The organism is Rhizobium sp. 16-488-2b, from assembly GCF_017741815.1.
In the GTDB taxonomy this organism is placed as follows: domain Bacteria; phylum Pseudomonadota; class Alphaproteobacteria; order Rhizobiales; family Rhizobiaceae; genus Rhizobium.
This window is the reverse complement of record NZ_JAGHMF010000027.1, coordinates 178,999-189,870: the sequence shown is the minus strand read 5'-3', so window position 1 is coordinate 189,870 and position 10,872 is coordinate 178,999. Positions and strand designations below refer to the sequence as shown.

Annotated in this window: 13 protein-coding genes; all 13 read left to right on the top strand. The window is 60.1% G+C overall.

Going from position 1 to position 10,872, the window contains the following annotated elements; genetic code table 11:
* Positions 1-876: P-type conjugative transfer ATPase TrbB (gene trbB / locus J5286_RS22195; protein WP_209215383.1), on the top strand; the 876-nt coding region annotated here is incomplete at its 5' end.
* Positions 866-1,252: a TrbC/VirB2 family protein gene (locus J5286_RS22190; RefSeq protein ID WP_209192032.1), complete on the top strand. Its 387-nt coding sequence runs from the start codon at positions 866-868 to the stop codon at positions 1,250-1,252. The genes trbB and J5286_RS22190, both read left to right, overlap by 11 nt.
* Positions 1,245-1,544, top strand: a complete 300-nt coding sequence (locus J5286_RS22185) for a conjugal transfer protein TrbD (protein ID WP_209192031.1) — start codon at positions 1,245-1,247, stop codon at positions 1,542-1,544. The genes J5286_RS22190 and J5286_RS22185 overlap by 8 nt, the downstream gene beginning before the upstream one ends.
* Before the next feature lie 9 nt (positions 1,545-1,553).
* Positions 1,554-4,010 carry a conjugal transfer protein TrbE gene (locus J5286_RS22180; protein ID WP_209192030.1) on the top strand — a complete coding sequence of 819 codons (2,457 nt, stop codon included), beginning with the start codon at positions 1,554-1,556 and terminating at the stop codon, positions 4,008-4,010.
* A complete protein-coding gene (gene trbJ, locus J5286_RS22175; protein ID WP_209192029.1) occupies positions 3,982-4,785 on the top strand; it encodes a P-type conjugative transfer protein TrbJ in 804 nt (267 codons plus the stop codon). Before J5286_RS22180 ends, trbJ begins: the two co-directional genes overlap by 29 nt.
* Positions 4,782-4,982, top strand: a complete 201-nt coding sequence (gene trbK, locus J5286_RS22170) for an entry exclusion protein TrbK (protein ID WP_209192028.1) — start codon at positions 4,782-4,784, stop codon at positions 4,980-4,982. Before trbJ ends, trbK begins: the two co-directional genes overlap by 4 nt.
* The gene (gene trbL, locus J5286_RS22165) at positions 4,976-6,151 is read left to right on the top strand and encodes a P-type conjugative transfer protein TrbL (protein ID WP_209192027.1); all 1,176 of its coding nucleotides are present in this window, start codon (positions 4,976-4,978) and stop codon (positions 6,149-6,151) included. The genes trbK and trbL overlap by 7 nt, the downstream gene beginning before the upstream one ends.
* Positions 6,152-6,175: 24 nt before the next feature.
* The gene (locus J5286_RS22160; RefSeq protein ID WP_209192026.1) at positions 6,176-6,838 is read left to right on the top strand and encodes a conjugal transfer protein TrbF; all 663 of its coding nucleotides are present in this window, start codon (positions 6,176-6,178) and stop codon (positions 6,836-6,838) included.
* Positions 6,839-6,855: 17 nt separating this feature from the next.
* On the top strand, positions 6,856-7,668 hold the full coding sequence (gene trbG / locus J5286_RS22155) for a P-type conjugative transfer protein TrbG (protein WP_209192025.1): 813 nt from the start codon (positions 6,856-6,858) through the stop codon (positions 7,666-7,668).
* Positions 7,669-7,670: 2 nt separating this feature from the next.
* A complete protein-coding gene (gene trbH / locus J5286_RS22150; RefSeq protein WP_209192024.1) occupies positions 7,671-8,108 on the top strand; it encodes a conjugal transfer protein TrbH in 438 nt (145 codons plus the stop codon).
* Between the two features lie 12 nt (positions 8,109-8,120).
* On the top strand, positions 8,121-9,422 hold the full coding sequence (gene trbI, locus J5286_RS22145; protein ID WP_142843330.1) for an IncP-type conjugal transfer protein TrbI: 1,302 nt from the start codon (positions 8,121-8,123) through the stop codon (positions 9,420-9,422).
* Positions 9,423-9,519: 97 nt separating this feature from the next.
* Positions 9,520-9,741 carry a hypothetical protein gene (locus J5286_RS22140; protein WP_142843329.1) on the top strand — a complete coding sequence of 74 codons (222 nt, stop codon included), beginning with the start codon at positions 9,520-9,522 and terminating at the stop codon, positions 9,739-9,741.
* 374 nt (positions 9,742-10,115) lie between these two features.
* Positions 10,116-10,829: an autoinducer binding domain-containing protein gene (locus J5286_RS22135; RefSeq protein WP_161991475.1), complete on the top strand. Its 714-nt coding sequence runs from the start codon at positions 10,116-10,118 to the stop codon at positions 10,827-10,829.
* Positions 10,830-10,872 lie beyond the last annotated feature (43 nt).

Genomic DNA, 10,872 nt, shown 5'->3' with positions numbered 1-10,872 from the left:
ATGCTCAATCCGGACGGAAAGCTGTTCATCGAACGTCTCGGTCACGGCGTTGCGCCCGCTGGCGAGATGTCATCCGCTGCCGCGGAGATGGTCATTGGCACAGTGGCGCACGCGCTTCAGTCAGAGGTCGACACGGAACAGCCAATCATCTCCGGCGAGCTGCCAATCGGCGGCCACCGCTTCGAAGGGCTCTTGCCTCCGGTCGTCGCCAAGCCGGCTTTCTCCATTCGCAGGCGTGCGTCGCGTCTGATCCCGCTCGACGACTATGTCCGCTCCGGCGTGATGACCGAACACCAGGCCTCGACCATCCGCAGCGCGATTTCGTCGCGGCTCAACATCATCATCTCCGGAGGCACCGGGTCGGGCAAGACGACGCTCGCAAATGCCGTCATCGACGAAATCGTCAAGTCGGCCCCGGAAGATCGCCTCGTCATCCTGGAAGACACCGCCGAGATTCAGTGCGCCGCCGATAACGCCGTTCTTCTCCACACCAGCGATACCGTCGACATGGCGCGGCTCTTGAAGAGCACCATGCGGCTGCGCCCGGACCGGATCGTGGTCGGCGAGGTTCGTGACGGCGCTGCGCTCACATTGTTGAAGGCGTGGAATACCGGTCATCCCGGAGGGGTGGCCACAATCCATTCCAACACCGCAATGTCGGCACTTCGCCGCCTCGAGCAACTGACCGCCGAGGCCAGCCAGCAGCCGATGCACGAGGTGATCGGGGAAGCCGTCGATCTCGTGGTCTCGATCCAGCGGACGCCGCGTGGGCGGCGCGTTCGCGACGTCATCCATGTCGAGCGCTTCGCGGGCGGCCAATACGAAATCGAATCCGACCAGCTTACGGAAGAACAGGAGGCGCGCCATGTCGCGTAGCAATGCCGTCATCGCCGTGGCACTTCTTGCTGCGCCTATGGTTCTCGCATCGGTCGCGCCGGCGCTTGCCAGCTCCGGCGGTGGCGGGCTCCCTTGGGAAGGGCCACTGCAGCAGATCCAGGAGTCGATCACCGGACCGGTCGCCGGCGCCATCGCTCTTGCGGCCGTCGCGATCGCCGGCGGCATGCTGATCTTTGGCGGCGAACTGAACGATTTCGCGCGCCGGCTCGTCTATGTCGTCCTCGTCGCGGGCATTCTCCTCGGAGCAACCAGCATCGTCGGCCTGTTCGGCGCAACCGGCGCCTCGATCGGACTGCCCGACGCGCAAGCTACAGCGATCGATCAACGTGGAGAAGGGGAGGGGGCTCATGGCTGAGTCCCTGTCCGGCCTTCAACGCAACCGCATTCATCGCGCGCTTTCGCGTCCGAACCTGCTGATGGGCGCGGACCGGGAACTGGTGCTGATCACCGGTCTTGCCGCCGTCATCCTCATCTTCGTGGTGCTGACGATCTATTCCGCGCTCTTCGGCGTCGCCGTCTGGATCGTCGTCGTCGGGCTTCTGAGGATGATGGCAAAGGCGGACCCGCTGATGCGACAGGTCTATGTCCGCCATGTCTCGTACAAGCATTACTACAAGGCGACCTCTTCGCCCTGGCGCCGGTATTGAGGGCAAGACATGGTCGCCCTCAAACGCTTCCGGGCCACCGGCCCATCCTTTGCGGATCTCGTCCCCTATGCCGGTCTCGTCGATAATGGCGTGCTTCTGTTGAAAGACGGGAGCTTGATGGCCGGCTGGTACTTTGCCGGCCCGGACTCCGAAAGCGCCACGGATCTTGAGCGCAACGACCTGTCCCGGCAGATCAATACGATCCTGTCGCGGCTCGGAAGTGGCTGGGTGATCCAGGTTGAGGCGGTTCGCATCCCGACATTCGACTATCCGTCGGATGATCGCTGCCACTTTCCCGACGCCGTCACGCGCGCGATCGACGTCGAACGGCGGGCGCATTTCGGGCGCGAGCAGGGGCATTTCGAGAGCAAGCACGCGCTCGTCCTCACCTATCGGCCGCTCGAGTCCAAAAAGACAGCACTCAGCAAATACATCTATTCGGACGAGGAAAGCCGCAAGAAGACCTACGCCGATACGGTGCTCTTCATCTTCAAGAACGCGATCCGCGAGATCGAGCAGTATTTTGCCAACACCCTTTCGATCCGGCGCATGGAGACACGCGAGGTTGCCGAGAGGGGAGGGGAGCGGCTCGCCCGCTATGACGAGCTGCTGCAATTCGTTCGCTTCTGCGTCACCGGCGAAAACCATCCGATCCGGTTGCCGGATGCGCCCATGTATCTCGACTGGATTGCGACGGCCGAGCTCGAGCATGGACTGACCCCAAAGGTCGAAAATCGCTTTCTCGGCGTCATCGCGATCGACGGCCTGCCGGGCGAGAGCTGGCCGGGGATCCTGAACAGCCTGGACCTGATGCCGCTCACCTATCGCTGGTCATCGCGCTTCATCTTCCTCGATGCGGAAGAGGCACGGCAGAAACTGGAACGCACCCGCAAGAAATGGCAGCAGAAGGTACGGCCGTTCTTCGACCAGTTGTTCCAGACGCAAAGCCGTTCGGTCGATCAGGACGCCATGACGATGGTAGCCGAGACCGAGGATGCCATCGCGCAAGCGTCGTCGCAGTTGGTGGCCTATGGTTACTATACGCCGGTCATCGTTCTCTTCGATCAGGATCGCGAAGCGCTGCAGGAGAAGGCGGAGGCGATCCGCCGGCTGGTCCAAGCAGAAGGATTTGGCGCGCGGATCGAAACGCTCAACGCTACTGATGCCTATCTCGGCAGCCTGCCGGGTAACTGGTACTGCAACATCCGCGAGCCGCTGATCAACACCAGCAATCTCTCGGATCTCGTTCCGCTGAACTCAGTCTGGTCGGGCAGTCCGGTGGCGCCTTGCCCATTCTACCCGCCGAATTCGCCGCCGCTGATGCAGGTGGCGAGCGGCTCGACACCGTTCCGGCTGAACCTCCATGTGGACGACGTCGGTCACACGCTGATTTTCGGGCCAACTGGCTCCGGCAAATCCACGCTTCTTGCTCTGATCGCAGCGCAATTCCGGCGCTACGAACACGCCCAGATCTTCGCCTTCGACAAGGGTAATTCGCTCCTGCCGCTGACGCTCGCCGCCGGCGGCGATCATTATGAGATCGGTGGTGACGCCCAAGAAGAGGCAAAGGCGCTGGCCTTCTGCCCACTATCGGACCTCGCGAGCGATGCTGATCGCGCCTGGGCAACCGAATGGATCGAAATGCTGGTCGCCCTGCAGGGCGTTGCCATCACCCCAGATCACCGCAACGCGATCTCGCGGCAGGTCGGACTGATGGCCAGCGCTGCCGGACGATCCCTATCGGACTTCGTCAGCGGCGTGCAGATGCGCGAGATCAAGGACGCGCTTCATCACTACACGGTCGACGGTCCGATGGGCCAGCTTCTCGACGCGGAACAGGACGGCCTGTCGCTTGGGGCCTTCCAGACCTTCGAGATCGAACAGCTCATGAATATGGGCGAGCGCAATCTCGTACCCGTGCTGACGTATCTGTTCAGGCGGATCGAAAAGCGTCTTGACGGTTCTCCCAGCTTGATCGTGTTGGATGAAGCCTGGCTGATGCTCGGTCATCCGGTTTTCCGGAGCAAGATCCGCGAGTGGTTGAAGGTGCTGCGCAAGGCCAACTGTGCTGTCGTGCTTGCCACGCAGTCCATTTCGGATGCAGAGCGCTCTGGGATCATCGACGTCTTGAAGGAGTCCTGCCCAACGAAGATCTGCCTGCCGAACGGCGCTGCACGGGAGCCGGGAACACGCGAATTCTATCAGCGGATCGGGTTCAACGAGCGGCAGATCGAGATCGTTTCGAACGCCATTCCCAAGCGCGAATATTACGTGGTCACCCCTGAAGGCCGACGGCTGTTCGATATGGCGCTCGGCCCGGTCGCACTCAGCTTCGTCGGCGCGTCGGGCAAGGAAGACCTCAAGCGCATCCGCGCGCTCAGTTCCGAACACGGCCGCGACTGGCCGATCCACTGGCTTCAGATGAGAGGAGTTCACGATGCCACATCGCTGCTCAACTTCGGATAAATTGCTCGCCGGCGTGGCGGCCGTCGCATTGACAATTGGCACTGTGGACCTTGCGGTGGCGGGCACTGCTACAGGTGCAGCGACCGAGTGGACGCAGGTCCTTAACAATGGCGAACTGGTCGGGTTGGTTGGGAAATCCGGCGAGCAAATCCAGAACCAGCTCACCCAGATCAGCCAGCTCGCGCAACAGATCGAAACGCAGCTCAATATCTACCAGAACCTGCTGCAGAATACCGCGACCCTTCCGTCGCATATGTGGGGGCAGGTCGAAAGCGACCTCAATCAGCTCCGCAGCATCGTCGACCAGGGCCAGAGCATTTCGTTTTCGATGGGAAATGCCGATGATGTGCTGCAGCAGCGCTTTCAGAGCTATTCGAGCCTCAGGACCAACCTGCCCGACGCGACAAGTTTTTCGTCGAGCTACCAGACGTGGTCGGACACGAACCGGGATACGATCGCCAGCACACTGAAGGCGGCGAGCCTGACGGCCGACCAGTTCGATAGCGAAGAAGGCACGATGTCCTCGCTGCGATCGATGTCCGAGACCGCCGATGGACAGATGAAGGCCCTGCAAGTCGGGCACGAGATCGCGGCGCAACAGGTCGCGCAGATGCAGAAGCTCCGCGGCCTCGTCTCCCAGCAAATGACCATGATGGGAACATGGCTTCAGACCGAACAAACCGACAAGGATCTCGCGCAGGCCCGGCGGGAAAAATTCTTCAACGCCGAGATCAAGAGCATTCCGGAAGGTCAGAAGATGGAGCCCCGCTGGTGAACCGCGCCGTCGTCATTGCCCTCCTTGTGGTTGTTGCCGCTGTTTCATCTGCGGCGACTGTGCTGATCGTCAAATCCAGAGACACCACGAAACCGTCGCTCACTGAGGAACGACGCGCCGTCAGGGAAGAGTTCTTCGGCTCGAACAAAGAACTGCCGCCGATCAAGGGTGGCCAGGAGATGCGTCCAAGATGGTGAAATCTAGTCTTGAACGGTCATTCCTGATCGCGGGTCTCCTGTGCCTCGTCTGTGCAGTTCCAGCCTTCGCGCAACAAGGACAAGTTCTGACCGAACTCGAAAATCAGGTCTCGACCGCCGCGAAAGGGTGGGAAACCACCATCATGGATGCGGCGAAATCGTTGTTCTGGATCCTGGCGACCATCGAAGTGGGAATTGCCGCCGTCTGGCTGGCGCTGCAGGCGGCATCGCTCGACAGCTGGTTCGCGGAGCTTGTGCGGCGGATCATGTTCATTGGCTTTTTCGCCTTCGTTCTCACACAAGGGCCGACCTTTGCCCGAGCAGTCGTCGACAGCCTCTTTCAGATTGGAGCAGGCGGCGGATCGGCGTCGCCTGCTGAAGTGTTCGACGCTGGTATCCGGGTTGCCTCGCAAATGTCGCAGCAAGCGCAATTTGGCGTGTTCGAGGACAATGCGCTGGCGATTGCGGCCGTGTTGGCGATGGGTGTCGTCGTCATCTGCTTCTCGCTGGTCGCAGCAATTTTCGTCTCGGTCATGGTCGAGATGTATGTCGGCCTGCTCGCCGGCATGATCATGCTCGGGCTTGGTGGGTCGTCGTACACGAAAGACTTCGCCATCCGCTATCTCGTCTACGCCTTCGGCGTCGGCATGAAATTGATGGCATTGGTGATGATCGCAAAGATTGGATCCGAGGTCCTACTGGGTCTTGCGAATGCGCCAACCGCCTCCTCGGACCAGTTCGTCACGACCTTGGCGATCGCCGGCATTTCCGTCGTGGTCTTTATCATTGCCATGTATGTGCCGAATATCATTCAAGGCGTGGTGCAGGGCGCCTCCGTCTCGGGCGGTATGGAAGCAATCCGCCATGGCGGCCAGGCGGCGTCCTTCGCGACCGGGGCCGGCTTTCTCGCAGCGGGTGCAGCAGGGGCCGGCTTTGCGGCAAGTCAGGCTGCCCGGGCCGCTGGTTCATCCGTCGCGGGTGCCTCCCTCCGAGGTTTCGGCGCAGGGATCGGGTCCGCTGGCAAGGCTGCGGGCTCTGCGGCCAAGGAAAAGGCCATCGGTTCTCCTGGCGCCTATGCAGGATCGATCCTCGGGCTCGCCAACGCCAAGCTGGACCAAAGTCGCAGCGGTCTCAGCGGACCAAAGCCATCTCCCGAACGCAAAGACTAATCGCAATCAGAAAGTGAAGGACCGATGGCAGCGAACCGCGCCCCCGAAAACCCCTATCTTGCCGCGCGCCAGGAATGGAGCGAACGATACGGCTCTTATGTGCAGGCTGCAGCCGCGTGGCGCATCGTCGGCATTCTAGGTCTCACCATGGCGGTGATCGGTTTCGGCTATTCGATGTACTTGAGCACTCAGGTCAAGCTGGTGCCCTATATTGTCCAGGTCGACAAGCTTGGAACCTCGGTGACATCAGGCTTCCCCGAACAGATCGAATATGCGGATGTCCGGGTGGTGCGCGCCACGCTCGGCAACTTCGTGACCAGCTTCCGCAGCATTACGCCGGATGCCGTGGTGCAGAAGCAATGTATCGATCGGACCTATGCGCTGCTTCGGACCTCAGATCCGTCGACGCAGAAGATCAATGACTGGTTCCGGAGCAACTCGCCGTTCGAGAAAGCGAAGTCGTCGACCGTTGCCATTGAGGTCAACAACATCGTGGCGCTCTCGAACCAGACCTATCAAATCGACTGGACCGAATACGAACGCGACCGCAAGGGCAAGGAAATCGGCACGCGGCGCTTCCGCGGCATCGCGACGGTCACGCTCACCGCACCGCAGGACGAGGCGACCATCCGTCTCAACCCGATCGGTCTCTATGTCCGGGATTTCGACTGGACAGCGCAGCTTTAAGGGCAAGGGATTTCTCAATGCACAGAACAGGATTGATCGCAGCCGCCGGCTGCCTGGCCACGCTCGTCCTCGCGAGCGGCGCTGAAGCGCAGAGCATGACAAACAACGAGGTGAAGGGCACCAACATATCCAGGAAATGGCGCGGGACGTCAGGGCTGGTGACGACCGGTCCGGACGGCAAGGTCATTTTCCTGTTCGGAGAAACCCAGCCGTCGGTCGTCTGCTCGCCGCTTCAAGTCTGCGATATCGAATTGCAAGGCGGCGAGATCGTCCGCGATGTGCTTGTCGGTGACACGGTTCGTTGGAAGGTCGAACCGGCGACTTCCGGCGCCACGGGCGGGCAGGCGATCCATTTGATCGTCAAGCCGTCGGAACCGGGACTCGTTACCTCGATGGTGGTCACCACATCGCGGCGCACCTATCACGTCCAGCTCAAGTCCCATCCGAGCCAATACATGGCCCGCGTCGGCTTCGAATATCCGGAGGACGTCTCGACCAAGCTCGCCGATATCAATTCCCGGCTCGAGACCGGCGGCATTCCCGGCACGGCGCCCGACAAATTGAACTTCTCATATTCGGTGAGTGGCTCGGCACCCTGGAAACCGAAACGGGTCTATTCCGATGGTGTGAAAACCTACATTCAATTTTCGAAATCAGTATCGAGCCAGGATGCGCCCGTGCTCTTCGTCGTCTCAGGCGGCCAGAACCGTATCGTCAACTATCGGATGCAGCGTGACATGATGATCGTCGACTATGCGGTCGACAAGGCGATCCTCGTCTCCGGCGTCGGCTGGCGCCAGCAGAAAATCACCATTCGGCGGGGAGGCTGACCATGCGCAAGCTTCTCGTCATCATGATCATCGCCACCCTGCTCTCAGGCTGCCAGACGGCCGAGGACGGATTGACCACCAGTTCCACCCCGGTCGCCGTCACCGGCCCTGCCGCAAGCGCCATTGCCGGCGACATGGCGAGCCGGCTTGCCGAGCAGATCGGTCCAGCAAGCACAACAACGCTCAAGATGGATAAGGACTCGTCCGATTTCGCGACGGCGCTCGAGGCTGCACTGAAGGGCTGGGGCTATACGGTCATCACCGACAGCAAGGTTGGCAAAGACGTGAAACCGGTCGAGATCGCCTATTCGGTCGACGGCGTCGACGGTCAGGTGCTCGCACGGCTCTCGACGCCGTCCGTCGCCCTTGGTCGGGCCTACACGGCCACGGCGGCCGGCGCCACGCCGGCAAGCCCGCTTTCCATCATGCAACGCAACTGAGGGGAGGCGAACATGGTCCAGTCTCTCCAGCTTGGCGCCTCCAACCAAGCCGACGATCAGAAGGGTATGCGCCGTCTCAATCGGCTGCCGATCATCATCGCCATCATCATCATCGCGTTGTTCGTCGGGGTGGTCGTGGTCGGGCTGTCGTGGCGCGGGCTGGCATTCAATCGGAACAATGATATCGAGAGCGCCTCGAATGCTCCCGCAACCAATTTTGGAGACCAACTCAAACGCGGCGTTACCGACGGCATCATCGGCGAGCCGGTTGAGCGCGAAGCGTTTCAGCCAACGCCCGCCGTCGAACAGAAGGTCGAGAAGGAAACATCTGTTGTCGACCGCCAGTCCGCGGAAAGGCAAGAACGGCGGCCAAGGCTCGAATCCGAAGAGGAATGGAAAGCCCGCCTGAAACGGGAGCAGGACGAACAATATATCCGCGAGGCGCAGCGCCAGCGTATGGCCCGCCTTCAGGCGCGGGCAACGGCTTTGGACTCGCCATTGAAGGTGGATATTTCCGATGTCGAAAAAGTCGCCAACAATTCCAGAGACACGGGCCGGCAGACGACAACTGCGACAGCCAACAATGCCTCCGACCTCTACGCCTCCGCTGTCAAATCAGGGCTGATGGGACAGAACGTCGATCCGAACACCCAGACTTCGAAGCAGGATTTTTTCAATCAGGACATCAAGGATCTCGGCTATCTGCCGAACCGGGTCGTACCGCAGATCTCGCCCTATGAGCTGAAGCGCGGCTCGGTTATTCCGGCCACGTTGATCACCGGGCTCAACTCCGATCTTCCGGGCAGAATCACCGCTCAGGTCAGCCAGAACGTTTTTGACAGCGCCACCGGCTATCGGCTCCTGATCCCGCAGGGGTCCAAACTATTCGGCCGCTACGATTCCAAGGTGTCGTTTGGCCAGGAGCGCGTACTCGTCGTCTGGACCGACCTCATCTTTCCGAACGGATCGACCCTGCAGATCGGCGGCATGGCGGGCACGGATGCCGAGGGATATGGCGGGTTCAAGGATAAAGTCGATCGACATCTCTGGCGCACCTGGGGTTCGGCAGCACTCGTCGCGCTGATCGGAACCGGGATCGACATGTCCATGCCGGAGAGTTCGACGCTTGCGACGCAGGATACGGCGTCCGATGCCGCCAGACGGAATTTTGCTGAAAGCTTCGGTCGCGTCGCCGAGCAGACAATCTCGAAGAACCTGAATGTACAGCCGACGATCCAGATACGCCCCGGCTATAAGTTCAACGTCCTCGTCGACCAGGACATCATCTTTCCGTCGGCTTACCGCATAAACTAAAGGAAACGCCAAGTCTGCAAGAGGTGCAAATCTGCGAGTTGCGCTGGCTGAAGAAATGGTGCCGGATGGTCCTGCTCAACGCAGGAAAGGATAGGCGATGACAGAAATGGATTTTGGCGATTTGCCGGATGACGACCCGGACCTTCTCGAAAACACCGCTTTGCCGAAGCAGTTTATCTCGCGCCTTCGAAGTGCGTTTTACACCCGGCTTTCGGATTTCGACAACATGGACGATATCCAGATGCCACGCGAGCCGGGAATTAACTGGCGTATCATCAAAGCCGTCAGATCCGAGCGGGCGCGTATCGACGCCAAGTGATCTTGCCGCTTGAAAAGCGCTGGCAGTTTTAGGATTTGGGGCCTTGCGTGGGCAAACGGGCCGGGCCTTATATCGCGTTCTCTTCAGTACATAGCACTCGCGTCAGAACACGGTTTCCATTCGCCCGCAAAAACTTTTCTTGATTTGTCATCTTTTTGAGGCAGGGAGCCTTGAAAGCTCCCCCTTTATGGGTAGTGCTAACGTACACGGCAAGAGGGACTGCTTTGCATCAACCAAGCACCGCCGGTTGCGGAGCTATCGTCAGTTGGCGATTAGCAGGTCCGCCTGTTGCCAAACGACGATGCCCATCATCCAGCGTCTCGGCTGGCAAATAAAGGACCGCGTTACGGGTCAAAAACATAGGAGAAGCGTTCGTGGACGGAGAATTTCGCTCGCTCGTTGATATGCTGGAAGTCGCGCAAGACGAGGCCATGGTCAAGGGCGCCCTCAGGCAGTTCACGCGTTCCTGCGGATACGAACGGTTTGCCTATCTCGAAAAAGAAGGCGCCCAGATCAGGACATTCAACTCCTATCCCAAACCCTGGGAGGGTCTTTACCTCTCGGCTGACTATTCCAGCATCGATCCGGTGGTGACGGAAGCGAAGCGCAAACGGGACGTTTTCTTCTGGACTGCGGAGGATTGGCCGGCCCGCGGTTCTTCACCACTCAGAAAATTTCGCGACGAGGCGATCGACCACGGGATCCGCTGCGGCATGACGATCCCTGTTGAAGGTGGTTACGGCGCGTCGATGATGCTGACCTTTGCATCCTCGGAAAGAGACGTGGACGTCCCGGCCGCATTCGACTCGAAGAGAGCTGTCCAATTGGTGATGATGGTTCATTATCGATTGAAGATGATTGCTGCCAAAACCGCCGTCAATCCGAAGCAGGTGCTGTCACCACGCGAGATGCTGTGCCTGACATGGGCGATGAAAGGAAAAAACACACTCGAAACTGCCGCTGTGACCGGCATCAATTCGAGGACCGTGCAGCACTACCTCGATAAAGCCCGTGCCAAGCTGGGCGCTGAATCAGTGCCGCAGCTTGTTGGAATCGCGAAAGATCGTGGGTTGCTAAGCTCTAATTAGCATCGTCGCGTCAGCCCTCCCACAATTGGAATACGAGCTGCAG

Coding starts and splice junctions, on each gene's coding strand:
- J5286_RS22190 (WP_209192032.1), top strand. CDS start 866: ATGTCGCGTAGCAATGCCGTCATCGCCGTGGCACTTCTTGCTGCGCCT.
- J5286_RS22185 (WP_209192031.1), top strand. CDS start 1,245: ATGGCTGAGTCCCTGTCCGGCCTTCAACGCAACCGCATTCATCGCGCG.
- J5286_RS22180 (WP_209192030.1), top strand. CDS start 1,554: ATGGTCGCCCTCAAACGCTTCCGGGCCACCGGCCCATCCTTTGCGGAT.
- trbJ (WP_209192029.1), top strand. CDS start 3,982: ATGCCACATCGCTGCTCAACTTCGGATAAATTGCTCGCCGGCGTGGCG.
- trbL (WP_209192027.1), top strand. CDS start 4,976: ATGGTGAAATCTAGTCTTGAACGGTCATTCCTGATCGCGGGTCTCCTG.
- J5286_RS22160 (WP_209192026.1), top strand. CDS start 6,176: ATGGCAGCGAACCGCGCCCCCGAAAACCCCTATCTTGCCGCGCGCCAG.
- trbG (WP_209192025.1), top strand. CDS start 6,856: ATGCACAGAACAGGATTGATCGCAGCCGCCGGCTGCCTGGCCACGCTC.
- trbH (WP_209192024.1), top strand. CDS start 7,671: ATGCGCAAGCTTCTCGTCATCATGATCATCGCCACCCTGCTCTCAGGC.
- trbI (WP_142843330.1), top strand. CDS start 8,121: ATGGTCCAGTCTCTCCAGCTTGGCGCCTCCAACCAAGCCGACGATCAG.
- J5286_RS22140 (WP_142843329.1), top strand. CDS start 9,520: ATGACAGAAATGGATTTTGGCGATTTGCCGGATGACGACCCGGACCTT.